Origin of the sequence: Sphingobacterium sp. SGG-5, from assembly GCF_011043525.1 — a bacterium.
Taxonomy (GTDB): Bacteria; Bacteroidota; Bacteroidia; order Sphingobacteriales; family Sphingobacteriaceae; genus Sphingobacterium.
The window spans coordinates 59,857-84,321 of record NZ_JAAKGO010000001.1 but is presented as its reverse complement, the minus strand read 5'-3'; the positions used below and the strand labels follow the sequence as shown (position 1 = coordinate 84,321).

The window sequence follows — 24,465 nt, the reverse complement described above, 5'->3', positions numbered from 1 at the left end:
GGGTGTCTTGTTAGCCAATAGTCATCGATATGAAAAGGATATTTAGAAAAGAAGAACGGTTATGCAGTAGGCGTTTAATTAACAGTCTATTCCATAACGGTTCTTCTTTTATTGTATACCCCTTTCGGATTGTATATCTGCCGGTAGCCGAAGAACTCCCTGTTGGTGTACAGGTTTTGATTTCGGTTCCAAAGCGCAAGATGAAGCGCGCCGTTATGCGTAATAAGATCAAACGTAAGATAAGGGAGGTGTATCGCCTACAAAGAAGTGAGATTTTACTTTCCAAAATTCAGCCACAGTCTGTAAATTTGTTGCTGGCTATTCAGTATCTTTCTGATAAGGAGATACCATTTAATGAATATATGCTTAAAATGAAGGAAAGTCTAAATCAGCTTGTTCATGAAGTTTGCTAATGGGATATGGAAAGCGATCTTATACCTGTTCCGGTCGCTTTTTCTTTTGCTCATACGATTTTATCAAATTTTTATATCACCATTATTAGGTGCAAATTGCCGTTATACACCGACCTGTTCGCAGTATGGCCGGGAGGCAATTCTTAAGTACGGTCCTTTCAAAGGAGGGTGGTTGGCCTTGAAGCGGATAATGCGTTGTCATCCCTGGGGAGGGCATGGGTATGACCCCGTTCCATAAATAAATTTATATGCGTAATCAATATATCCTGCAAATAGATACGGCTACAGAGGTTTGCTCTGTTTCGATAAGCGCTTCGGGAGGTTTGATCGATACCATAACGGCTGCCGAACCCAATGAGCACGCTTCGAAATTAACTTTGTTTATTGATGAAATCCTGCGTCGTAATAACGCTTCGTTTTCAGATATAGTTGCAGTTGCAGTGAGTATGGGGCCTGGATCTTATACAGGTTTGCGTATCGGTGTTTCCACTGCTAAGGGGATTTGTTATGGCTTAAATTTGCCTTTGATTGCTATCCATACTTTACATAGTATGTTTGACGGCTATCAGCTTGTCCAAGCAGACAGTTCATACGATCTGTTTTGCCCGATGATAGATGCGCGCAGAATGGAAGTGTATATGTCTATATTTGATAAGCGTGGAGATGTCCGTTTCGACACATCTGCTCAAATTATCACTAAAGATAGCTTTGAGGCTTACAACAATAAAAAAATAGTGCTTTTTGGTTCGGGAGCGAATAAGTTCAAAGAGCTGTTTGAATCGGATCCGGCTATTGCCATAGATACCGCATATAGACATTCCTCCGCGTATTTAACGCGCGCCGCTTGGCAGAAATATATAGATAGGGATTTTGAAGATATGATCTACTTTGAGCCTTTCTATCTGAAGGAGTTTGTGGCCACTACACCGAAAAAGCAAAATTTAGCTTAGAGCCATTTCTTCTTTCTAAACCAATAATAAATGAGTGCAGATAAAACCACCATGGCTAATAAAACTGCTGCATATCCATACTTCCACTCCAACTCAGGCATATATTTGAAATTCATTCCATACACCCCGACAATAAAAGTAAGCGGCATAAAAAATACGGAGATAATGGTCAGCGTCCGCATGATCTCATTGGTATGGTTGGATTCTATATTAAAATAGATGGAGAGTAGCTGAGAGGTGTTTTCAGCGATATTGCGGTACAGTGTATTTGTTCTCGAAAAAAGATCGCGTAGATCCTGCGTATAAATATTTCGATATTGGGGCATATGGAAATAATCAACAATGTCCTTGTAAAGCGTCAGTACACTTCGGATCACGTCTATCTGCCTTTTAATATAATAGAGCTTTTTTAGGAAAGGCTTCCTACGTCTGTGCAGAAAAACAGTTTCTTCATATTCATCCAGCTGTTCAGCCATTTTGCCTAGGACAAGATCTTCAAAAGTTTTTAATGCGGAAGAGACCAGCGTATTGACCAAGCTTTTGCTGGATTGAAGTTTCTTATGGTCTTTCTTCAAGCTCCCCAAGTCTTTTAAGAATTCTATTTCATGGCGATGTGCCGTAATTAGAAAATCCTCTGCGTAGAAAATAGAAATACGTTCGGTCACTTCGATCAGAGAGTCTGAATCGTTCGCTAAGATTTTTGGAATAGACCGGATGATTAAAAAGTGGTAATTTTCAAATTCCTCAATCTTCGGAAGGTGTCCTGTTTCAATACAATCTTTAATAGACGCTTCATGCAGATTATATTTGATCTTCAACTCGGCGAAGTCTTCAACCGTTGGATTGGTGATGTCGATCCAATCAAAATTGTTGTCTGGTGTGCGGAGGACTGTTGTGGTCATGACGAAATATTAAGATCCTTAAAAATAACGATTGACCTTGAGAAATAAAACTTGAAAACAGGCGCTTTCAAAAAAAGCGGAGACACTTGGGGTGCTCCGCTTTCTAAAAGTTTTGAAGAAATTGATGGTTACCTCTTTTCAGTAGTTTTCTTAGCACTATATTCCTTGTTGAGTGCATCTAAAACTTCCTTCGTGATGTCAAGTTCAGGGTCCGCGTATAACACGGCTGGGTTCGTTTGGGAATAGGTCAACACGAATCTATAGCCTTTCTCTTCGGCGTGCTTCTTGAGATATTCTGTAATGGTTGTATATACAGCATTGAATTCCGTTGCTTCATCCTGTGCTAAAGAATTTGACGCGTTTTGATTCAATTGCGCAAGCTCCTGTTGTTTGCGTGCGAGTCTTTCCTCCGTCGCCTGACGTTCAGCAGCACTCATCGTTGCCGCATTTTTTTCAGCCTCTGCGATTTCCCGTTGAAAAGCTTGTCCTTTTGCCTGTAGATTGCTTTGTGCTTTTTTTGCTTTATCTTCCAATCGGGCTCTAATGTCCTTAAAATAGCCATATTGCTCTGAAAGCGTGTCTGAGTTTACATAGACAATCTTTTCTTTTTGAACAGGGGCAGTTTTTGTGCTGTCGGCGTTTGCCGGAGCATGTATCGAACCGGGATTTTGATTACATGCAACTGCGCCTGCAATTACTGCTATCCCAAAAGTTGTTTTAGTGAAATGTGATAAGAATTTATTCATCGTTTGTCTATTTTCGCAATAAAGCAACAAACCTACTATAAAAAACTTAAAAAACCATTTTATTCCCTCACAATCCTTCAAAAAAAGTTTATCTTCTACACGTTAACCGGTTTTTTCGTACTTGCGAAAGTGCATATTTTTTGTTATTTTTGAGCTATAAGAATCTGTTATTTTTAAACTAAATAAATGAGCGAAGAAAAGAAGAATTCGAGTACGTATTCAGCGGATAATATTCAGGTATTAGAAGGATTAGAAGCTGTACGTAAGCGGCCCTCTATGTATATCGGTGATACAGGTCCGAAGGGTTTGCATCATTTGGTCTACGAAGTCGTAGACAACTCTATAGATGAAGCGGTAGCTGGGTACTGTACGGAAATATATGTCACTATCCACAAAGATAATTCGATTTCGGTGCGAGATAACGGACGTGGTATCCCAACGGGAATCAATAAGAAGGAGAATAAATCTGCGTTGGAATTGGTTATGACTGTATTGCACGCCGGTGGTAAATTTGATAAAGATACGTATAAGGTTTCCGGAGGTCTTCACGGGGTAGGTGTTTCCTGTGTAAATGCATTGTCTATACATTTGAAGGCGGAAGTGCATCGCGAAGGCAAAATATTCCAACAGGAGTACGAACGTGGTAAGCCGATGTACGCGGTAAAAGAAGTCGGAACATCAGATGTTACGGGGACAATTGTAACCTTTTTGCCTGATGTGGAGATTTTTACCCAAACTATAGTCTACAATTACGATACGCTTGCCAACCGTCTTCGTGAACTGGCTTTCCTCAATAAGGGAGTTCAGCTGACCTTGCGTGACGAGCGGGAAGTAAATGAAGACGGATCGGAAAAAGTGGAAACGTTTCTTTCCGAAGGCGGCCTCAAAGAGTTTGTGAAGTTTCTGGATGGTAATAGGTCGGCGTTAATTCCAGAACCGATTTATCTGGAAGGGGTAAAACAAGGTACTCCGGTCGAACTGGCCTTTCAATATAATGATACCTATTCTGAAAATGTACATTCCTATGTCAACAATATCAATACGATAGAAGGAGGTACACATGTGTCTGGCTTTAGAAGAGGGCTGACCCGTATCCTGAAAAAGTATGCTGATGACTCGGGTCTTCTTAAGAATTCGAAAGTGGAAGTCACAGGCGATGATTTTCGGGAAGGGTTGACAGCGGTCATTTCTGTTAAAGTTGCAGAACCACAATTTGAAGGGCAGACCAAAACAAAGCTTGGAAATACAGAGGTGATGGGTGCCGTGGATGTGGCTGTGGGTGAGATACTGGGGGCTTATCTGGAAGAAAACCCCCGTGAAGCGAAGATTATTGTTCAAAAAGTAATTATTGCGGCACAAGCACGTGCAGCTGCACGAAAAGCACGTGACCTGGTGCAGCGTAAAACCGTGATGAGCGGTTCCGGCTTGCCGGGAAAATTAGCGGATTGCGCGAGCAACGATCCGACTGTGTGTGAGATTTTCTTTGTGGAGGGGGACTCGGCCGGTGGTACGGCGAAGCAAGGGAGAGATCGCCATTATCAGGCTATCATGCCACTTCGGGGTAAGATCCTGAATGTGGAAAAAGCCATGGAGCACAAAATATACGAGAACGAGGAAATTAAAAATATGTTCACTGCTCTTGGTGTATCTGTCGGAACGGAAGAAGATCCGAAAGCGTTGAATACAGCAAAGCTCCGCTATCATAAGATTATCATTATGACGGATGCCGATGTGGATGGTAGTCATATCGCAACATTGATACTAACGTTCTATTTCAGGTATATGCGTGAACTTATTGAGAAAGGGTATGTATATATTGCCACACCTCCGCTTTATCTCGTAAAAAAAGGTAAAGAATTTGAATATGCATGGACTGAAGATCAGCGTCTGGCTGCTATACAGCGCCTAAAGGGTGCGGGTAAGGAAGATAGTGTGCATGTTCAGCGGTACAAAGGTCTGGGAGAAATGAATGCTGAACAATTGTGGGATACCACCATGAATCCAGAACATCGTACCTTGCGCCAGGTAACCATTGAGAATGTTGCGGAATGTGATCGTGTGTTTTCTATGCTGATGGGCGATGAAGTTGCTCCGAGACGTGAGTTTATCGAGAAAAACGCCCGGTATGCAAAGATAGATATTTAGTCATATATTAAATTATGGAAAAGGTCAGGCGATAATCGTCTGACCTTTTTTTGTAAGAGCTGATTTTGATTAATTTATTTATTTTGAAGTTAAAAATATTATATATATTTTTACGAAAATAAATTAATCAAATCATGTTATTTAAGACTATTTTATTGCTGCTTTTTTCATTGAAAGCGTCGGCACAAGTGTTCAATGCGGCTCCCTTTTTAGCCATGGGAAATACAGGGCTGGCACAAGGATCGTTGTATAGTATTTCGAATAATCCGGCAGGAGTTGCTTCATTGGAAAGTATGGCGTTCGGTGTTGCTTATCAGAATCATTTTTTTTCGTCCGAAATTCAATCACAGGCTGTATTTGCAGCACTGCCCTTTGCATCATCCAGTACATTAGCTTTTGGTATGAACAGCTACGGGTTACAGGGAGTTGCGAATTTGCTGACGTTGAGAGGAAGTTATGCGAAACAGTTTGGACGTCATTTTTCCAGTGGAATCAGTGTCAATTCGCATCGGTATTATGTCACGAACTATGAGAACGACAACACGCTCTCCTTGGATTTGGGCTTTCAGTATTATGCCAACGACGATATAACGATCGGCGCTTTAGCCCGGAATGTGACCAAAGCGCAGCATGAAGACGTTGTCCCCGCATATATTCCGGTAGAGTTCGGTATCGGATTTTATTATAAGCTATCCACCGCCTTGCGAATAGCGTATGATATGTACTACGGTCTATACACGTCATTGGACTATCGTGGTGGTATCGAATATGCGGTAGACTCACGCGTCGTGGTGCGGGGAGGGGTCGCTTCACATCCTACGCAATATTTTGGTGGTGTCGGACTTGTGCTGAATAAGCTACATGTCGATATCGCCTCCGCTTTCCATCCACGACTCGGAACTTCTCCTCAATTGGCTATAGCGTATGATTTCTAAATTCGTGCTATATATTCTCATTCCGCTCTATATTCTTCCGGTATTTTGCATAGCCCAGGAGATGTTAGATATGGAAGAAATGTTGATCGAGCAGTTGACAGAGATTTCGGCAGAAGAAGTAGATCTCAGTGAGGTGGTGGATAGACTTTGGGCCTATAAGAAAAAGCCTTTAAATCTCAATACGGTCCACGCGGAGCAATTGGCGGACTTGATATTCCTTTCACCGCAACAGATCCGAAGTATTTTGAATCACCGAATACTTACCGGAGCGTTTTTGTCTGTATTGGAGTTACAGAGCATCCCGGAGTTGAATGACCGTACCATTCAGTTGCTGAAATTATTTGTGGAAGTGAGGCCACCTGCAATATGGAAAGATTTAGATGTAAACACCGCTTGGAAATCCGTTGAGCAGGCGATACTTATAAAATACGGGCGCGTATTGGAGCAGCAAGCAGGATATGCCGTCAAAGATCCTACGCGTTCACATTATCTTGGCGATCCTAACCGATATGCGGTTCGCTATAAACTCAATTACGAGGATAAGATTCGTATAGCCTGGAACATGGAGAAAGATGCCGGAGAGCCTTTTTTTCAGGAGAAGCAATCGTCGGGTTTTGATTTTTATTCCGGACATATTCTTTTTAAGCACGTGAATCGTAGCGTCAAACAGGTGGTTATCGGCGATTATATCTTGCAATTTGGGCAGGGGCTAATACTATGGAATGGCCTTAGTTTTGGAAAAGGAGCATGGGCGGGAGGCATAGCGAAAGAAGGAAGAGGTTTACAACCTTATTCTTCTATGGGCGAAAACCGTTTCCAACGTGGTATTGCAGGCACGATCGGCGTAGGATCATGGGAAATTACACCTTTTGTATCGTACAATAAGTTGTCTGGAAATATCGAACAGAACGGAGATGGAGAGCCAGTCATTACCTCCATAAATTATTCCGGATTGCACCGCACACCTACTGAACAAGCAAACCGCAGGTCGATTAAACAATTTAATTATGGTACAGATCTTTCGTACAGACGAGACCGGCTTAAGCTTGGACTGACTTACTTGTCGACTTCCTTTGTGCATACGTTGATGTCTGGGAAGGCGCTGTACCAACAGTTTGATTTCGAAGGAAATCACTTGCAGCAGCTCGGCATACATTATAATTATACATTTAAAAATGTGTACTTGTTTGGCGAGATGGCAAAGCGCGTAGGCGGAGGCATGGCGCTGAATCAGGGTATGCTGGCCAGTTTGCATCCGCAGTTATCCGCGGTTGTCCATTATCGCAATTATTCACGGGACTATGATGCACCTTATGCGCGCGCAACAGGCGAGGGTTCGCATGTTAAAAATGAGAAAGGATTCTATGCAGGTTTAACGTACCATCCTAATCGTCGGTTCGAATACGCCGTATATGTCGATGCCTTCCGATTTCCGTGGTTGAGATATCGGGTAGACGGGCCAAGTTCAGGTGTCGATTTTTTGACGCAGCTGACTTACACGTGGTATAAAAGGGGGAGGTTAAAATTAAGATATCGGCATCGCGTCCGCCAGGAAAACGCCTTGCTGAGTGGTCGTCATGAAAATCTGCTGGCGAATGTGTTGCATCATCAGCTTCGTTTAGAGTTTCAATACAAACTAAACGAGGTCTGGAGGATAAGAAATAGGGCAGAGTGGACGAGATACGACAAAGAGGATGTAGAACAAGGAGATGGAGGACTGATCTATCAGGATGTATTCTGGAAAGGTTACGGTGGAAAGCTGCAGGCCAATACAAGATTGGCATTTTTCCATACAAAGGGATATAACGCGCGGATATATGCCTACGAGAACAATGTGTTATATACTTCCGGTTTTCCGGTATATTATGATAAAGGTATACGTACCTACCTGAACCTACGTTGGCGGGTATCCCGTGGTGTAGACTTCTGGGCGAGATATGCACGTACGATATATAACAATAAAGAAAGCGTTGGTTCCGGATTAGACAAAATACCAGGTAACAGCAAGTCTGATATTACTTTGCAGCTGAGGTGGCAATGGTAGTTCCGATGGTTAAAGTATTGTTGCCTTACGTGCTGGGAATCGCGTGGGGTCATTATTTTGTAGTGCAGTATATCAATTTGCTCGTTGTAGTGACGGTATTATCCATACTTGGTGCTGGCATTATTTTTTTACATGTATATCCAAGATATCGCTATTGGAAATCTTCTGGTATTACCGTTTGCGCGCTGTTATTCTTAATAACCTTAGGATACTGGTCGGCTGTTAAAACCAGGCCTGCTGTACAATCGGATTATTTTGCCGCCATCGATGCCGATCACTATATCGGACAAATTGCCGATGAGCCCGTCGTTCGCCAAAAGAGTATTCGGTTTCCCTTGCACGTTCAATCGGCGCAACAAGCAGGGCATGTTACATCGGCACAAGGTATTTTAATGGTGACGATCGCCCGAAGTGATAGTCTCAAAATTTCACTGAAATACGGCGATATTATTGCTGTTGCGAATAGGATAAAAGAGGTGCCACCGCCGCATAATCCACACGAGTTTGACTACAAAGCGTATCTGGCAAACAAAGATGTCTGGTTTCAATGTTTTCTTTCCACTGAGCAGTATCAGCTATTATCGCACGACGGCGGAAACTTTCTCGTTGCAACAGCCTTACGGGCAAGAAAAACCTTGATGGATAAATTTGACGTTTATTTGCAGAACGAAAAGGCGTTTCAGGTCGTCAGTGCGCTGATTTTCGGACATCGATCGCAGATCGATTCGGACACCTTGCAGGCATTTACGGATACAGGGACAGTCCATGTCCTGAGTGTCTCCGGTCTACATGTAGGCTTAGTTTTTGGTTTTTTAAATTTTTTATTCGGATGGCTAGATCGACGCCGATATGGAAAAATCATACGGAGTACGATTATCCTGTTGTCCATTTGGTCCTATGTGGTCCTAACGGGTATGGCAGCGCCCATATTGCGGGCGGGAATTATGATATCCTTTTTCCTGCTGTCCACGCTGATTGGTCGAAAGCAAGTTCCATTGAATACCCTTGCTGCTTCCGCTTTCTTTATTCTTTTATACGCCCCAAAATCCCTTTTTGATGTCGGATTTCAGCTGTCTTATCTAGCTATAGCCGGTATCGTACTGCTCTATCCCTATATGAAGCAATGTTATCTTCCAGCCAATACGTACTTAGCATGGATCGTGGAATACAGTTATGTCTCCATCGCGGCGCAATTGTTTACCCTGCCTGTTGTCCTGTATTACTTTGGGCAATTTCCTACCTATTTTTTGTTCGGCAATCTGTTTATCGCCCTACCGAGTACCGCCATTATGTATGTTGGGCTTACTTTGGCCCTTTGCCCATTTCATATCGTCAATATCTATCTGGGGAAGCTATTGGATATGCTGCTAGCTTTTTCGATAGCCGGGTTGGAGTGGATGACTGATCTGCCATTTGCGGTCATTCGTGGCATAGCATGGCCCCCACTTCTCGTCGTATTCGGTTTGTTGTTTGTTGTGGGTTTGACGATTTCGCTGGCGAACAAAAGTAAAGGTGCCATTCTCGTAAGCACAGGCCTATTGGGGACCATGGGTGCTATCCTTTGTTGGCAGTTTATTGGGAAAATAAATTACGCCGGATTGAACGTGTACAATGTCCGATCAGGGCTCGCCCTCGCCTATATCGAAGATAGAAGAGTAGCTCTCTTTTCTTCCTTTGATTCCATAAGCCATCCGACACTTGTATTTCATGTGCTACCCGATCTGGCGTATTACGCCGATACAGATGCCATACAGTTTATTCCTATTCCGGACGAAAAGAACCGTAATGCGCTTATTCACGTGGGCGATCAGACCATCGCGTTAGTGACGGAGAAGTGGACAACAGAAACGCCCGATTCGATTGATTTTGCTATTTGGTACAATCATAATATAATATCCTCATACCCGATGCAAAAATTAAAAAAGGGAGGGCAGATTATCATAAATGGAAGCCATACCGACAACCTTATGGCAAGGAAGATAAGGGAGACCAATACAGATATTGAAGCGGTATATTGGCTAAAAGATAATTTTGCGTATGTTTGGAATAGGTATCAGTTATGGAAGTGACCATTCATTCTGCGTTAAAACAATATTGGGGGTACGACACATTCCGGCCTTTGCAAGAAGACATTATCCACGCCGTACTGCAAGGGAAAGACACCCTTGCATTGATGCCTACAGGTGGGGGTAAATCGATCTGTTTTCAGGTTCCTGCGTTAGTCCAGGAGGGTATATGCATCGTCGTTAGTCCCCTAATTGCCCTGATGAAAGATCAAATCGAACATCTTCATGCGAAAGGCATTGAAGCGCTGGCTATCTATTCGGGGATGAGTTATCGGGAAATAGACATCGCTTTGGACAATTGCATCTATGGAAAGATTAAATTCCTTTATATCGCACCCGAGCGGCTCCACTCTGACCTTGTGAAGGAACGTATCCGTTATATGAAGGTTAATCTTTTTGCCATTGACGAAGCACATTGTATTTCACAATGGGGCTATGACTTCAGACCATCCTACCTTCAACTCAACCAATTAAGGGAACTGCATCCGAAAGTACCTGTCCTTGCGCTGACGGCAACAGCTACACCACGCGTTGTCGAGGACATACAACAGCAATTGCAATTTAAAGCTCTCCATGTATTGAAAGCAAGTTTTGCACGACCCAATCTGGCCTACATGGCCCTCGACGAAGAGAACAAGATGGGCAGAATGCTTCGGGTTATCAATAAGATGGGGGGAGCAGGGATTGTCTATGTACGGAATAGGAGAGAGACGCAGGAAGTCGCACGGTATTTGGTAAACCACGGAATTCCTGCAGATTATTACCACGCGGGATTGGCTATAAAAGAAAGGGAACACAAGCAAGATGCCTGGAGTAGCGGAAAGGTACGGATTATCGTCGCCACGAATGCCTTTGGCATGGGAATAGATAAGGCCGATGTGCGGTTCGTCATCCACCTGGATATTCCTGACTCCATGGAAGCGTATTATCAGGAGGCCGGTCGAGCTGGTCGTGATGGAAAAAAGGCATTTCCGGTCTTATTATTTCAACAGGAGGATCGTGATCGCTTATGGTCATCTTTCTTGTCTTCTTTTCCGCCTATACCCTTTATCCAACAGGTCTATCACCAGCTCCATAATTATTATCAGATCGCCTACGGTGCAGGCAAAGATCTGACGGTCGATTTTGATGTGGTCGATTTTGCGAAGAAGTACGAATTGGATATGATGCAGACGATCAGTGCATTGAAATTTTTGGCGCGGGCTGGTTGGTTGACATTGTCGGACGCCGTATTTATTCCGTCTCGGGTAAAATTTGAAGTCGATTTTCAGGAGCTTTATAAATTTCAGGTACAGTCGGCAAAATACGATCCCTTAATCAAAACTATGCTGCGGTCTTATGGCGGCATATTCGATTTCTATGTGCCCATCCATGAGTATGAATTTGCCCGAAAATTAAAGGTTTCCTATGCAACGGTAGTCGATATGCTCCAAAGTTTGCAGAAACAAGAGCTTCTTTCTTATCTGAAAAGTACTGATCAGCCCCAATTGCAGTTTTTGCAATCCCGGGTGGATTACAAAAATCTATATATAGACACTGACTTTATTGAGGAACAAAAACAAATCAAAGAAGAGCAGATCAAGGCCATATACCATTATTTGGATACAAAAGGATGTAGAAGCCAGGCTTTGTTGCGCTATTTTGGAGAAGAAGATTCGGAGCCCTGTGGTGCCTGTGACCATTGTCTTATCCAGAAGCACAACTATCAACAAGAGCAAAAAATTGAGCAACAAATACGTATGCTCTTGCTTGAAAATCCACGTCAACTCCATGACCTCATTGATTCAATTACTGTCGGTACGGAAAGCAAACGCATTGAAGTGCTCCGAACGTTGGTCGATGAAGGGAAAGTTGAGCTTGAAGAAGAGCTATACCGTTGGGCTATAAATTAGATCGCTCTAAAAGATTTCGCTAAATTATTTTGTTTTTCCTAAAAAATTGATAGCTTAGTCGACAACCAAAAAACGAACGTTTATTATATGGAACAGTTTATGATCTACTTACCCGCAGTACTTGCCGTATTGGGGCTTCTATTTATGGTTTCCAAAGCCAATTGGGTTGGGAAACAGGATTCAGGCGAAAGCAGAATGCAGTTTATTTCTAAAAGTATTCAAGAGGGAGCGATGGCCTTTTTAAGGGCCGAGTACCGTATTCTTCTCATCTTCGTCATTATAGCATCTATCGCTTTATTCGTTGTATCGACACTTGTCGAAACAACCCATTGGATTATTGTTGTGGCCTTTATTTTTGGCGCTTTCTTTTCTGCTTTGGCAGGGAATATCGGCATGCGCATTGCCACCCGGGCGAATGTACGTACAACCCAGGCTGCACGTACCAGTCTACCACAAGCTTTGAAAGTCTCTTTTTCAGGTGGTACTGTCATGGGACTTGGTGTTGCAGGATTGGCTGTACTGGGATTAAGCATTTTCTTTTTGTTGTTTATAAAAATGTTCGTCACCGACGGCGGCAATTTCTATCATGAAATGACCGTTGCATTGGAAGCCTTAGCAGGTTTTTCACTGGGTGCTGAATCGATTGCTTTGTTTGCACGCGTAGGAGGGGGTATTTACACCAAAGCTGCCGATGTGGGTGCAGATTTAGTGGGTAAGGTAGAAGCCGGTATTCCGGAAGACGATCCACGCAATCCGGCGACGATTGCAGATAATGTCGGCGATAATGTCGGTGATGTCGCAGGAATGGGAGCCGATTTGTTTGGGTCGTATGTGGCGACAGTGTTGGCATCCATGGTGTTGGGTAACTATATTATTAAAGATATGGCCGAGGCGAACGGTGAGGCATATACTGATGCCTTCCACGGTATGGGGCCGATTTTATTGCCGATAGTTATAGCGGGTGTGGGCATATTAGCCTCGATTATCGGGACTTTCTTTGTGAAAGTATCCGGTAACGATGCCAAGGAAGCTCAGGTACAAAAGGCCTTGAATCTGGGTAACTGGGCAGCGATTATTCTGACGGTGATTGCGTGTTTCTTTCTGATTCAATATATGCTTCCGGAGGTTATTCGTATGAAGTTCTTCGGTGAAGGCATACAAGACGTTCCCCGTATGAATATCTTTTATTCGACCATTGTCGGTCTCGCTGTGGGAGGGCTGATTTCATCCTTTACAGAATATTATACGGGGCTTGGAAAAAAGCCGGTTTTAAATATCGTGAAAAACTCGTCGACAGGTGCAGCTACAAATATCATCGCGGGACTTGCTACAGGTATGATGTCGACTTGTTCGTCCGTCTTGTTATTTGCTTTGGCGATCTGGGGGTCGTATTCTTTAGCCGGTTTTTATGGTGTGGCTATTGCTGCTTCGGCCATGATGGCAACGACAGCGATGCAGTTGGCTATTGACGCATTTGGCCCTATTGCTGACAATGCCGGTGGTATTGCGGAGATGAGTGAACTGCCGAAGGAAGTACGCCAGCGTACCGATGTGCTTGATTCTGTAGGAAATACAACAGCTGCGGTGGGTAAAGGATTTGCTATCGCATCAGCAGCGCTGACTGCCTTGGCCTTGTTTGCAGCCTATGTGACGTTTACCGGAATCGATGGGATTAATATCTTTAAAGCAGACGTATTAGCAGCGTTGTTTGTTGGCGGTATGATACCTGTGGTTTTCTCAGCTTTAGCTATGCAGTCCGTTGGTAAGGCTGCGATGGAGATGGTGAATGAAGTTCGCCGGCAGTTTCGGGAGATACCCGGCATTTTAGAAGGTACCGGAAAACCGGAATACGGTAAATGTGTCGATATTTCGACGAAAGCAGCGTTGCGTGAAATGATGTTGCCAGGAGCGATTACCATCATTACGCCGATCATTGTAGGCTTCGTGATGGGGCCTGAAGCTTTAGGTGCCTACATGGCAGGCGTTGCGGTGTCGGGGGTATTGTGGGCGATTTTCCAAAACAATGCCGGGGGTGCTTGGGATAATGCTAAAAAATCCTTCGAAGCCGGTGTAGAGATCAATGGAGAGTTGACGTATAAAGGTTCTGAAGCACACAAAGCAGCCGTGACAGGTGACACGGTGGGTGATCCTTTTAAAGATACTTCAGGGCCATCCATGAATATCCTTATTAAATTGACCTGTCTGGTCGGCTTGGTAATTGCACCTATCTTAGGCGAGCATACGTTGGAGAATGCTAAGAAAAAAGATAAGGAAGTGGTGAAAGAGAAAGTTGTTCAGGCGGAACCGACGATTAACAGCATGATCGTCAAAAAATAGAACGATTTTATAGTAGAAAAAGCCGACTCGTTTTTAACGAGCCGGCTTTTTTTGCGCATTTACCTATTCTCCAGCCTGTGCGGTGATCTCGCTGGTGCCCATATTTCGAGCGTGAGAGGATGTGCTACTGCAAGGCAATTACGACCACCGTATCATACCCAAAAAGATATCAACATCCTTTCCGGGAGACATCAGGTTGCTGTACTTCGCCTTCCGATAAACCAAAATCCCCCCGAAAAACATGTCATAAGTGATCCCTTTGTGGTATTAGATGAACCCTTTTTAAAAAAATGTTCCCTTTTTGGTTCAGGAAGTTCTAAAATTGCTTGTATTTATTTAAAAAACTAACTGAAATTTGTCTTGAACTCAAAGCAGTTATATGGAAGATTTGATTTTGTTCTTGCTTTATCCTCCTACTTATTGTCAATCCACCCGAAAAGCCGTGCAGCCCGCTCGGACAGCCAGGAATAATCTGTAGTTCCTTCTGGCTTGTTAAATAGCTTCGATCCCAGTCCGACCGAGTATACACCGGCATCAAACCAACCTCGAATGTTCTTTTCCTCGACATCCACACCACCCGTAGGCATGAATTTGATATGGGGGAATAAAGGTTTGATTGCCTTTAAGAAATTTGGTCCAAGTGTATCGCCCGGAAAAAGTTTAACCAACGGTGCTCCTAAAGATTCGGCCAAGGCAATCTCCGTCGGCGTCATACAACCGGGAATCCATAATATACCTTTGTCAAGAGTCACTTGAGCGATATCTTGCGAAACGATTGGGCTAACGATAAAATCTGCTCCCGCATCAATAAAATCCTGCGCCTGTTCTGCCGTCTTTATGGTGCCTATACCCAATAATAGGTCGGGGAGGTGCCTTTTTTTATAATCTAAAAGAATTTGGAAGTTTTCCAGTGCTTTGGCTCCGCGGTTTACAAATTCAAATATGCGTATCCCGCCTGCATAAGATGCTTTGAGAACCTCAATGCAGGTATCGCTATCATCATGATAGTATACTGGTATCACGGGACGTTTAGCAATTGCGTCTAATATATCATTCATAACATCGTACATTTATTATTCATATTTTCCGTTTCCAAAATCACCGGCGACGAACAGCTTTTGATAACCTGCACCTGTAGCTGTGTCGATGACCTCCTGCGGAGATTTATTGTTTTTTAACGCATGTATCAATCCCCCCATAAAAGCATCACCACTGCCGATGCGGTCCACGACCGCATGGGTTTCATAGAGTTGGGACACCGTTGTATGTTCGGGCGTATGATATGTGCCGTAAAAAAAGTTGTGCTGTGGGTTGTCCATAAACCGAAAGGTGTTCGCAATATGTTTTACTTTCGGAAATTTCTCGAAGATTTCATCTGCCGATTTTGTTGCGTAGGCCACATATTCCGCTGTGCTGGTATGGCGGTGCAGCGTGTCATCTATCGAAGTACCGAGCATTTTGTTGGCTGCCCAGATATTTCCCATCACAACATCACAATAGCGGACCAGTTGTGGCATCACTTCAATAGGCTCCTTGCCATATTGCCACAATTTATTGCGATAGTTTAAATCTACAGAGATTTTCACCTTTCGTTTGTTCGCTTCGGCAAGGATTGTTTCCATCAGCATGCCCATATCACTATTTAATGCAGGCGTCAGTGCGGTCCAATGAAACCAGTCCACCCCATCAAATAACTTGTCGAAGTCAAGTTGCTTCAAAGTGAGGAGGCTGAAACTAGAATATTTTCGGTCATAGATGACTTCCCCTTTTGTCAATCCATTGGAAGATAGTAAAATGTATGATCCAATGCGATCGCCATAGATTACAATCTTGGATGTGTCAATGTGGAGTGCGTCGAGTGTTGAAATAATTTCGTCCGATAAAGCATGCTTGGGAAAGGCGCTGAAGTAGCTTGTCGGTGTACCCATGAGGGACAAACTGACCGCTACATTGGCTTCCGAACCTCCGGGATAAATACGAAGTAGATTATTGTGGTTTTCAAAAAAAGAATTGCCCAGTGCTTGTTGTCTTAACAAGATTTCACCAAAGCAGAGTACACGATCCATGATTGACAACTTTTTAAAATGAAAGCTAAAGTACAATTATTCATTGAATAAAACTGAATACTTATTGCTTAATTATAATCGAAATCGTTATCGTAATTAGTGATTTATTAATTCATTAATCTTAGTATATTGCAAGATACTTTCATCAACAATTATAAAATGAACATTCTAGACAGGTTTTCTTTGAAAGATAAGGTCATCGTTGTGACAGGCGGAACCGGTATCTTAGGTAAAAATTTTGTAAAAGCTTTGGCTGAGGCAGGCGCAAAGGTTTGTATTATTGGACGTAACGTAGAAAAGGCTAACGAAAGAGTAGCTATGGTTGAATCGTTCGGCGGCGAAGGTCTGGCTATTGCAGCCAATGTGATGGACGAGCAATCTATGATTGATGCGAAGGGAGAAATTCTATCCAAATGGGGGACAATTGACGGACTGGTCAACGCAGCAGGTGGAAATATTCCGGGAGCGACCATAACACCTGATCAGGATTTATTTGCCTCCAATGTTCAGGACACCATTAAAGCAATTGAGCTTAATCTTTTTGGTTCTATTATACCTACTCATGTTTTCGGGAAAGTGATTGCCGAAAAGGGTAGCGGAAGTATTGTGAACATTGGGTCGCTTTCTTCCAGCCAGGCGATAACCCGTGTATTGGGTTACACGGTGGCGAAAAATGGTATCATCGGTTATACCAAATGGATGGCTACGGAATTGGCATTGCGATATGGGGATAAGGTGCGGGTGAATGCTATAGCGCCGGGTGTATTCCTTACCGAGCAAAACAGAACGCTGCTAACCAACACCGATGGTACATATACCGCCCGGGCACAACGTTTTATCGATGGTACGCCTTTTTCAAGACTGGGTGATCCCTCCGAATTGGAAGGAACGCTCGTATATTTATTGAGTGATGCTTCTGCATTTGTTTCCGGAGAAACAGTATATGTCGACGGCGGATTTAACGCGTGGAGTGGTGTTTAAAATAGAAAATAAAATGAAGAAGAGATTTGAGCAGACCTGGAGATGGTATGGACCTAATGATCCCGTTTCTTTACAGGATATAAAACAAGCTGGAGCGACAGGTATTGTGACTGCACTGCACCACATTGGGCATGGTGATGTTTGGCCATTAGGGGATATTCAAGAACGGAAACGTATTATTGAAGAATCTGGGCTCACTTGGTCAGTGGTAGAAAGTGTACCGGTACATGAGGCGATTAAGACGCGACGTGAAGATGCAGGGCAGTATATCGAAAATTATAAACAATCTCTTCGCAATCTGGCGGCCTGTGGCATACATGTAATCACATACAATTTCATGCCTGTATTGGATTGGACGCGTACAAAGCTGGATTTAGAAATGCCGAATGGGGCCAAAGCCCTTTATTTTAACTGGACGGATTTGGCTGCTTTTGATCTTTTTGTACTGAAAAGAGAAGGGGCAGAGGCAGACTATCCTGAAAAAATTGTCACGGCCGCGAAGGCAAAATTTTCCACATACAGTGAGGCTGATATTGAAGACCTGAAACAAGTGGTTTTAATGGGGATACCGAGTGAGAAGGACATCTCCTTGGATGACTTGCAGCACAGCTTGACTGTGTACAAAGAGATTGGATTTGATGGTTTGCTGGATAATTTGTTGTGGTTTTTGGGGGAAATAGCCGAGGTCTGTGAAGAGAATAATATAAAAATGGCGATCCACCCGGATGATCCGCCCTATCCGATCTTAGGTTTACCTCGTATTGCTTCCAACAAGGAGGATTACTTAAAAATAATCAATGGTGTAGACAAGTCCTTTAACGGTGTATGTTTTTGTACGGGATCTTTGGGGGCAGGTGTTCATAATAATGTGCCGGAAATCGCAGAAGCCATCAAACATAGGGTTCATTTTGCACATTTCCGTAATGTAAAGAAAGATGAGGACGGAAACTTTTTTGAAGCAGATCACCTCGACGGCGATGTCGATATGGCAGCGGTGTTAAAGATATTTATTGAAGAAAACCAACGACGTGATACCGCTATCCCGTTTCGCCCGGATCATGGTCATCAAATGTTAGATGATCTTCATAAAATCACGAATCCGGGGTATTCAGCAATAGGGCGATTGCGAGGTCTTGCGGAGATCAGAGGATTGGAATTAGGACTGTTAAGCTAAAAAATATGAAAACACAAACATTAGGTAAATACAGATGGACGATCTGCGCCTTACTCTTTTTTGCGACGACTGTGAACTATCTGGATAGACAGGTACTGAGTCTGTTGAAACCGACGTTAGAGGAGAAGTTCGGATGGTCAAACAGTGACTATGCGGATATTGCCGCGATTTTCCAGTTTGTATATGCGATATCGATGCTATTTGCCGGACGGATAGTGGATAAGCTCGGTACAAAATGGGGCTATGCATGGGCAATTATCATATGGTCTATAGGTGCCATTATTCATGCGTATTCTATCGCTATTGGCGAAGCAATCATAGCAACACTGGGGTGGATCGGGATAGCTGCAGTGCCGGTTTCTGTCATTGGGTTTATGTTTTCCAGAACAATATTGGCGATTGGAGAAGCGGGGAACTTTCCGGCAGCGATAAAAGCTACCGCAGAATATTTTCCTAAAAAGGAACGGTCCCTGGCGACTGGTATATTCAATTCAGGGGCAAATGTAGGGGCCGTTTTAGCACCGCTAACAGTGCCATGGATAGCAGGTCATTGGGGATGGGCAGCGGCTTTTGAGATCATCGGAGCTATAGGATTACTGTGGCTTATCTTTTGGTTTATTTTTTACGAAAAGCCGGAAAAGCAAAAGCGATTATCCGCAGAAGAGTTGGCTTATATCAATAGTGATCAGGATGAAGGTGCCTCGGTTGCGGAAATTGCTGCCAAGACCGAGACGGTGAAAGAGAAAGTGTCCTGGTTTAAATTGTTGGGGTATAAACAGACCTGGGCATTTACGGTGGGGAAATTTATGACAGATGGTGTATGGTGGTTTTTTCTTTTCTGGCTACCGGCGTATCTGAAAGACCAGTACGGCATAGTGGACGAAGGAATTATGCTTCCATTAGCGGTGTTGTACAGTATGACAATGGTTGGAAGTATTGGCGGCGGTTGGTTCCCAAAATACTTTATTGACAAAGGTTATGCGCCGTATGATGGCCGTATGAAGGCCATGTTGATGATTGCGGTAATTCCCCTTGTGGTGTTATTAGCACAGCCTTTAGGGCATTACAGCTTTTGGATGCCTGTAATTTTGATTGGGATAGGTGCATCAGCACATCAAGCCTGGAGTGCTAATATTTTCACGACGGTATCGGACATGTTTCCCAAGAAAGCTGTGGGGTCGGTTGTCGGTATAGGCGGGATGGCCGGAGGTCTCGGTGGTGTCGTCATCACCAAGATTGGTGGTTACCTTTTTGATTATTACCAGGCATTGGGACACATCGAAACCGGTTATACGATTATGTTTGCGATATGTGCTGTGGCTTATCTGATAGCATGGGCTATTATGAAAGCATTAGTGCCCAAAATGAAGTTAGTACAAATCTAAGTTAAGAAAGCTTTTGCTTAGTGGATTTTCGAAGTTGAATAGTCGAGTCAAGGAGTATTTCATGAACGTCTATTTGACTTCGATTTTTTGATTCAATAAGGTTTATTAATTTCTCGATTGCAATATCTGCCATTTCGAACGTGGGTTGACGGATCGTCGACAACGAAGGATTGAGACTTTCTGCGATATCCGTGTTTGCAAAGCCGATAACGGCAAGATCTTCGGGAACTTGAATGTTGAGCTTGGAAAGCACTCCAAGTACACGTGTGGTTAATGTGTCTGTAGTCCCAAGTACGGCATCCGGGGCCTGCTCAGAATGGAGCAATTGCGTAAGTTTCGTTTCCATATCGCTATCGATACCTTCGAGCGAATTGTTATAATCACAATAGATAATGTAGGAAGGATTGAAGTCGATATGGTAATCTTCCAAAGCCTTGCGATAACCTTTTAACCGATCTTTGGTGACACCGATGTTTTTGCCACAAAGTATGGCGATTTTCTTTCGACCTATTTTGAAAAGTTCTTCTGCTGCTCGATAGATGCTTTTTTCATTGTTCACGCCGACCTTGAATGTATCGATATTATAGTTGATTCGATCAAATAGAACGATCGGACAGGTCGTCTTATGAAGATGGGAAAGTAAGTCGATATTGGAGTTTTCAAACGCTGGCGATATTAATAACCCTTCCACCCCGTGATTGATTAAGGTGTTTAATGCCTTTCTTTCAATCTCTTCCGAATCTTGACTTTGCATCATAATCAGATTGAAATCAAACCGCACCGATGCACGATGTAGTGCTTCAATAATTTGAGCCTGAAAAGGACTGCCAATTGTTGAAATAATAACACCTATATTGTTCGTCCGTCCCAATTTGAGGTTCTTGGCCAATGCGTTAGGCCTATAGTTATACTTTGAAGCAAGCTCCTTTACGCGTTGCTTCGTAGCCTCACTGATCTCATAACTGTCATTCAACGCTTTGGATACCGTGGAAACCGACATATTCAGTTCCCTCGCAAGCTCTTTTAACGTAACTTTTGACATAAGATATATTCTCCTTTTTACCTGAGATCCACGATCTCAAAATCTTTGTACTGTGCCTTGTTGAATTCGAAATTGTTTCCTGCAATATGATGATTCACGTATAGGGTATGTATGGTATATATATAACGATTGCCCGATTTGTCAAAAATGGTGATATCGTGGATATGTGTGTTGTTGTTGACTCTCAGTTTGATCTTGAAATAATTCGTTTTGGTATTGAGTGGCGACAGTTCGATTACTTTTACCGTCTCGGATTTGCCGTTTTTTGTCACCTTCTCGTCCGGCATGCTGACATATTTGTACCCTGTCTTGTAGAACGAAAACAGGTTATTTGGGCCGATAGAGCTCGCGTCGTTTTCTGCTATGGTGACTTGTACTTCTTTTAGTTCGTTGGAAATGGACCATACCGATTTACCATCCGAAATGATATCCTGATCCTGGAGTGTGATACGGTACTGATTTTGGGGCTTATTGAACAGCATGGTACCCTTATTGTTGTACGAACCACCATTGGCGTCTCTGACAACAAGCGTAAAGTCGGATCGTATGGTCTTGTAGGTTTCATACCGCAGAGAGACCTTATTTAATACATCTTTTGCGGCAGGATCTTCTTGCCCCAACAACACTGTCACCATAAGGCCTAATAACACCGTGTATAAAAACTTCTTCATCCAAACAAACCTTTAATCTTTTCTTAATGTCTCTAAATACTGTTCCAAAGCATATTCATCCGGATAAAGTACCTCTCTGGCTTTCGAGCCTTCAAACGGGCCGACGATACCCGCAGCCTCCAGTTGGTCGATGATACGCCCCGCCCTATTATACCCTAATTTTAGCTTGCGCTGTATGAGTGATGTAGAGCCTTGCTGATGAAGCACAATAAGACGCGCAGCATCTTCAAAGAGCTGGTCCCGATCGTCCAGATCAAAATCTGCAGAGCCAGATCCCTCGCCGGATTCATCCACATATTCCGGAAGTAAGAAAGCCGAAGGATATCCCCGTTGATTACCTATAAAATCAGATATCCGTTCCACCTCGGGTGTGTCTACAAAAGCACACTGTATCCGGGTTAAATCACTTCCCGTCGCCAATAGCATATCTCCTCTACCGATCAATTGATCGGCTCCGCCCGAATCCAATATGGTGCGGGAGTCGACCTTAGATAGTACCCGGAAAGCCAGCCGTGCCGGAAAGTTGGCTTTGATGGTACCCGTGATAATATTCACAGAAGGTCGTTGTGTCGCAATAACCAAGTGAATACCCACAGCACGGGCCAGTTGCGCCAAACGGGCAATCGGTGTTTCTACTTCTTTACCTGCCGTCATCATTAAATCTGCGAATTCATCGACAATAAGAACTATAAAAGGTAAGAATCGATGACCCTCCTCAGGGTTTAATCGCCTATTGACAAATTTTGAATTATATTCTTTTAAATTCCGGACCTGTGCATTTTTTAATAAATCATACCGTTGATCCATCTCTATACAGAGTGAGTTTAACGTATTGATTACTTTTTTCGTATCCGTAATAATAGCCTCTTCTTCACCCGGTAGCTTCGCCAGGAAATGACGTTCTATTTTTTTAAATAGAGATAACTCCACCTTTTTCGGGTCCACCAATACAAATTTCAATTCCGAGGGATGTTTTTTGTAAAGCAACGAGGTCAGAATGGCATTTATACCGACAGATTTACCTTGTCCGGTTGCTCCGGCGACCAACAGGTGGGGCATTTTCGCTAAATCAGCGATATATACTTCGTTAGAGATCGTCTTTCCTAACGCAATCGGTAGATCCATCTCTGTTCGCTGAAATTTTTCTGTGGATAGGATGGAGCGCATAGACACCATTTCGGGGTTGCTGTTTGGTACCTCAATACCGATGGTTCCCTTTCCGGGCATAGGCGCAATAATACGTATACCCAACGCAGCCAGACTTAAGGCAATATCATCCTCTAAATTCTTAATCTTCGATATGCGTACACCGGGCTTGGGAATAATTTCGTACAACGTTACGGTCGGACCGATCGTCGCTTTGATATGTTCGATTTCGATACTGTAATTACGCAATGTATCGACGATCCTGTTTTTATTGGCCTCCAGCTCCTGTTGATTAATAGTAATCTTTCCCGAACCGTAATCTTTTAGTAAATCTAATGTGGGGTGTTGGTAGCCCGAAAGATCTAATTTCGGATCATATTCGCCAAACTGTGCCACCAGATCATTGGCTTTGATGGTTTTTTCTTCCTTGACTTCTTCGACGGATAAGATAGGTTCTACTTTTTCCTCTACTGTTGTTTCTATCTCCAGAGGTTTATTGACAGAAAGCTCAATCGCACTGCCATTCAATGTCTCGTCAGCTGTCCGCGTTTCATCCATATCATACTTATTGGCTACGGCCATCTCCACCGCGACATCTTCTGCAACGGAATCCGGTCCGGGTTGCCGAACCCGTAGTGTGTTGGCAACATCAATAACCACATCGCCCATACGCTCCATATCGTCCTCTTCGTCCCGCAAACTGTTGGCTACTTCATCCGTATCAGAAAGATCGTCTGTTTCCGGTGATTCGGATTTTGTGGATAAAGGGGAGAAGCGGAAGTCAATATTATAAATCAAAATCAGCGCAGAGAGGTAAGAAAAGATCAATAACCCACCGACGCCATATTTGCCGATTTGTCCATTCAACAACTGGTTTGTCCAAAAACCAAACTTCCCTTCGAGAATGTGTGGTGTGTCCTCTATATACTCTTGGATAAAACCCAGTGTAACAGACATAAAAATAATGCCGACGAGCGAATAGAGTATAGTCTTACCGATAGGCAATAAAGACTTTCCATAGAGACATTTGTAGCCCAGAATAAAAAATAAGAATACAAACAAGAAAGATGCTATGCCAAACCATTCGAAAATAAACTGATTGGCTAACAGTGCTCCCAGTTTACCTAATTTATTTTCTACAACAGGAGACGAATCGATAGCACGGTTCTGAAGCTCTTCACCTGTGTAGAGGAGCGTTTTCCAGCCACCATTGGTGATGGTAATATAACTTTGATCCTCCTTCCATGTAAAGAGGTAGGAGATAAACGCCACCGCAAGCAAAAACGAAACAAGAATTAAAAAGAGACCAATAATCTTGACGGTTTTCCGTTGTTTTTCCGAAAAACTTGTTGTGTTCCATGACTTAAAAACAGATTCTTTCTTTTTGGTAGCTGAAGCTTTTGGAGTCTTCGTATCCTTACTTTGCTTAGCATAATTGCCGTTTTTAAATGTATTTCCTCTGCTTGCCATGTATAGGGGTACTTTATCTACTATTAGTACAAATTTATAAAAATAAACATATAAAGCGGTGGTTGGTCAGGTAATAATGTCGCGGTGTAGCGATTGCTTC

The 24,465-nt window shown here is 43.2% G+C and carries 19 protein-coding genes; 12 read left to right on the top strand and 7 right to left on the bottom strand.

All coding sequences use genetic code 11. The annotated features are described in order from the left end of the window. Positions 1-29: 29 nt before the first annotated feature. The 3 genes from G5B30_RS00325 to tsaB are packed head-to-tail and all read left to right on the top strand — an operon-like array spanning position 30 to position 1,363. The gene (locus tag G5B30_RS00325; RefSeq protein WP_165317962.1) at positions 30-413 is read left to right on the top strand and encodes a ribonuclease P protein component; all 384 of its coding nucleotides are present in this window, start codon (positions 30-32) and stop codon (positions 411-413) included. After that, the gene (gene yidD / locus G5B30_RS00320) at positions 400-651 is read left to right on the top strand and encodes a membrane protein insertion efficiency factor YidD (protein ID WP_165317961.1); all 252 of its coding nucleotides are present in this window, start codon (positions 400-402) and stop codon (positions 649-651) included. Before G5B30_RS00325 ends, yidD begins: the two co-directional genes overlap by 14 nt. 10 nt (positions 652-661) lie before the next feature. Next, positions 662-1,363 carry a tRNA (adenosine(37)-N6)-threonylcarbamoyltransferase complex dimerization subunit type 1 TsaB gene (tsaB, locus tag G5B30_RS00315; RefSeq protein WP_165317960.1) on the top strand — a complete coding sequence of 234 codons (702 nt, stop codon included), beginning with the start codon at positions 662-664 and terminating at the stop codon, positions 1,361-1,363. Here tsaB and G5B30_RS00310 read toward each other — a convergent pair. Both G5B30_RS00310 and G5B30_RS00305 read right to left on the bottom strand, forming a co-directional pair. Continuing rightward, positions 1,360-2,265: a CorA family divalent cation transporter gene (locus G5B30_RS00310; RefSeq protein ID WP_165317959.1), complete on the bottom strand. Its 906-nt coding sequence runs from the start codon at positions 2,263-2,265 to the stop codon at positions 1,360-1,362. The genes tsaB and G5B30_RS00310 overlap by 4 nt on opposite strands. 128 nt (positions 2,266-2,393) lie before the next feature. Further along, positions 2,394-3,011, bottom strand: a complete 618-nt coding sequence (locus G5B30_RS00305; protein ID WP_165317958.1) for an OmpH family outer membrane protein — start codon at positions 3,009-3,011, stop codon at positions 2,394-2,396. 186 nt (positions 3,012-3,197) lie between these two features. Between G5B30_RS00305 and gyrB the strand changes: the two genes are divergently transcribed. The 6 genes from gyrB (at position 3,198) to G5B30_RS00275 (ending at position 14,430) form a co-directional block, all read left to right on the top strand. Continuing rightward, on the top strand, positions 3,198-5,156 hold the full coding sequence (gene gyrB, locus G5B30_RS00300) for a DNA topoisomerase (ATP-hydrolyzing) subunit B (protein ID WP_165317957.1): 1,959 nt from the start codon (positions 3,198-3,200) through the stop codon (positions 5,154-5,156). A gap of 134 nt (positions 5,157-5,290) precedes the next feature. After that, positions 5,291-6,091, top strand: coding sequence for a DNA-binding protein (locus G5B30_RS00295; protein WP_165317956.1), 801 nt, complete (start codon positions 5,291-5,293; stop codon positions 6,089-6,091). Continuing rightward, positions 6,081-8,135 (top strand): helix-hairpin-helix domain-containing protein, encoded by a 2,055-nt coding sequence (locus G5B30_RS00290; RefSeq protein WP_165317955.1) that lies wholly within the window; start codon positions 6,081-6,083, stop codon positions 8,133-8,135. Before G5B30_RS00295 ends, G5B30_RS00290 begins: the two co-directional genes overlap by 11 nt. Before the next feature lie 5 nt (positions 8,136-8,140). Further along, the gene (locus G5B30_RS00285; RefSeq protein WP_206366960.1) at positions 8,141-10,204 is read left to right on the top strand and encodes a ComEC/Rec2 family competence protein; all 2,064 of its coding nucleotides are present in this window, start codon (positions 8,141-8,143) and stop codon (positions 10,202-10,204) included. Next, entirely contained in the window at positions 10,195-12,093 is a 1,899-nt protein-coding gene (locus G5B30_RS00280) for an ATP-dependent DNA helicase RecQ (RefSeq protein ID WP_206366959.1), read from the top strand. Before G5B30_RS00285 ends, G5B30_RS00280 begins: the two co-directional genes overlap by 10 nt. A gap of 87 nt (positions 12,094-12,180) precedes the next feature. Then, entirely contained in the window at positions 12,181-14,430 is a 2,250-nt protein-coding gene (locus G5B30_RS00275; RefSeq protein WP_165317953.1) for a sodium-translocating pyrophosphatase, read from the top strand. A 413-nt stretch (positions 14,431-14,843) separates the two neighbouring features. On the opposite strand, the gene G5B30_RS00270 is transcribed toward G5B30_RS00275, so the two are convergent. Together G5B30_RS00270 and G5B30_RS00265 are read right to left on the bottom strand one after the other, a co-directional pair. Continuing rightward, entirely contained in the window at positions 14,844-15,488 is a 645-nt protein-coding gene (locus tag G5B30_RS00270) for a bifunctional 4-hydroxy-2-oxoglutarate aldolase/2-dehydro-3-deoxy-phosphogluconate aldolase (protein ID WP_165317952.1), read from the bottom strand. Positions 15,489-15,503: 15 nt separating this feature from the next. After that, positions 15,504-16,496, bottom strand: coding sequence for a sugar kinase (locus G5B30_RS00265; RefSeq protein ID WP_165317951.1), 993 nt, complete (start codon positions 16,494-16,496; stop codon positions 15,504-15,506). 159 nt (positions 16,497-16,655) lie between these two features. Here G5B30_RS00265 and G5B30_RS00260 point away from each other — a divergent pair, with 159 nt between their 5' ends. The 3 genes from G5B30_RS00260 to G5B30_RS00250 are packed head-to-tail and all read left to right on the top strand — an operon-like array spanning position 16,656 to position 20,036. Further along, a complete protein-coding gene (locus G5B30_RS00260) occupies positions 16,656-17,477 on the top strand; it encodes an SDR family oxidoreductase (protein WP_165317950.1) in 822 nt (273 codons plus the stop codon). Positions 17,478-17,490: 13 nt separating this feature from the next. Next, positions 17,491-18,651 carry a mannonate dehydratase gene (gene uxuA / locus G5B30_RS00255; RefSeq protein ID WP_206366958.1) on the top strand — a complete coding sequence of 387 codons (1,161 nt, stop codon included), beginning with the start codon at positions 17,491-17,493 and terminating at the stop codon, positions 18,649-18,651. A 5-nt stretch (positions 18,652-18,656) separates the two neighbouring features. Further along, entirely contained in the window at positions 18,657-20,036 is a 1,380-nt protein-coding gene (locus tag G5B30_RS00250) for an MFS transporter (protein ID WP_165317948.1), read from the top strand. Position 20,037: 1 nt separating this feature from the next. On the opposite strand, the gene G5B30_RS00245 is transcribed toward G5B30_RS00250, so the two are convergent. From G5B30_RS00245 to G5B30_RS00235, 3 genes are read right to left on the bottom strand one after another with little or no spacing between them, the layout of a single operon-like run. Next, on the bottom strand, positions 20,038-21,078 hold the full coding sequence (locus G5B30_RS00245) for a LacI family DNA-binding transcriptional regulator (RefSeq protein ID WP_165317947.1): 1,041 nt from the start codon (positions 21,076-21,078) through the stop codon (positions 20,038-20,040). Between the two features lie 17 nt (positions 21,079-21,095). Further along, entirely contained in the window at positions 21,096-21,749 is a 654-nt protein-coding gene (locus tag G5B30_RS00240; protein WP_165317946.1) for a LolA family protein, read from the bottom strand. 12 nt (positions 21,750-21,761) lie between these two features. Further along, positions 21,762-24,365: an FtsK/SpoIIIE family DNA translocase gene (locus G5B30_RS00235; protein WP_165317945.1), complete on the bottom strand. Its 2,604-nt coding sequence runs from the start codon at positions 24,363-24,365 to the stop codon at positions 21,762-21,764. Positions 24,366-24,465 lie beyond the last annotated feature (100 nt).

Coding starts and splice junctions, on each gene's coding strand:
- G5B30_RS00325 (WP_165317962.1), top strand. CDS start 30: ATGAAAAGGATATTTAGAAAAGAAGAACGGTTATGCAGTAGGCGTTTA.
- yidD (WP_165317961.1), top strand. CDS start 400: ATGAAGTTTGCTAATGGGATATGGAAAGCGATCTTATACCTGTTCCGG.
- tsaB (WP_165317960.1), top strand. CDS start 662: ATGCGTAATCAATATATCCTGCAAATAGATACGGCTACAGAGGTTTGC.
- G5B30_RS00310 (WP_165317959.1), bottom strand. CDS start 2,265: ATGACCACAACAGTCCTCCGCACACCAGACAACAATTTTGATTGGATC.
- G5B30_RS00305 (WP_165317958.1), bottom strand. CDS start 3,011: ATGAATAAATTCTTATCACATTTCACTAAAACAACTTTTGGGATAGCA.
- gyrB (WP_165317957.1), top strand. CDS start 3,198: ATGAGCGAAGAAAAGAAGAATTCGAGTACGTATTCAGCGGATAATATT.
- G5B30_RS00295 (WP_165317956.1), top strand. CDS start 5,291: ATGTTATTTAAGACTATTTTATTGCTGCTTTTTTCATTGAAAGCGTCG.
- G5B30_RS00290 (WP_165317955.1), top strand. CDS start 6,081: ATGATTTCTAAATTCGTGCTATATATTCTCATTCCGCTCTATATTCTT.
- G5B30_RS00285 (WP_206366960.1), top strand. CDS start 8,141: ATGGTTAAAGTATTGTTGCCTTACGTGCTGGGAATCGCGTGGGGTCAT.
- G5B30_RS00280 (WP_206366959.1), top strand. CDS start 10,195: ATGGAAGTGACCATTCATTCTGCGTTAAAACAATATTGGGGGTACGAC.
- G5B30_RS00275 (WP_165317953.1), top strand. CDS start 12,181: ATGGAACAGTTTATGATCTACTTACCCGCAGTACTTGCCGTATTGGGG.
- G5B30_RS00270 (WP_165317952.1), bottom strand. CDS start 15,488: ATGAATGATATATTAGACGCAATTGCTAAACGTCCCGTGATACCAGTA.
- G5B30_RS00265 (WP_165317951.1), bottom strand. CDS start 16,496: ATGGATCGTGTACTCTGCTTTGGTGAAATCTTGTTAAGACAACAAGCA.
- G5B30_RS00260 (WP_165317950.1), top strand. CDS start 16,656: ATGAACATTCTAGACAGGTTTTCTTTGAAAGATAAGGTCATCGTTGTG.
- uxuA (WP_206366958.1), top strand. CDS start 17,491: ATGAAGAAGAGATTTGAGCAGACCTGGAGATGGTATGGACCTAATGAT.
- G5B30_RS00250 (WP_165317948.1), top strand. CDS start 18,657: ATGAAAACACAAACATTAGGTAAATACAGATGGACGATCTGCGCCTTA.
- G5B30_RS00245 (WP_165317947.1), bottom strand. CDS start 21,078: ATGTCAAAAGTTACGTTAAAAGAGCTTGCGAGGGAACTGAATATGTCG.
- G5B30_RS00240 (WP_165317946.1), bottom strand. CDS start 21,749: ATGAAGAAGTTTTTATACACGGTGTTATTAGGCCTTATGGTGACAGTG.
- G5B30_RS00235 (WP_165317945.1), bottom strand. CDS start 24,365: ATGGCAAGCAGAGGAAATACATTTAAAAACGGCAATTATGCTAAGCAA.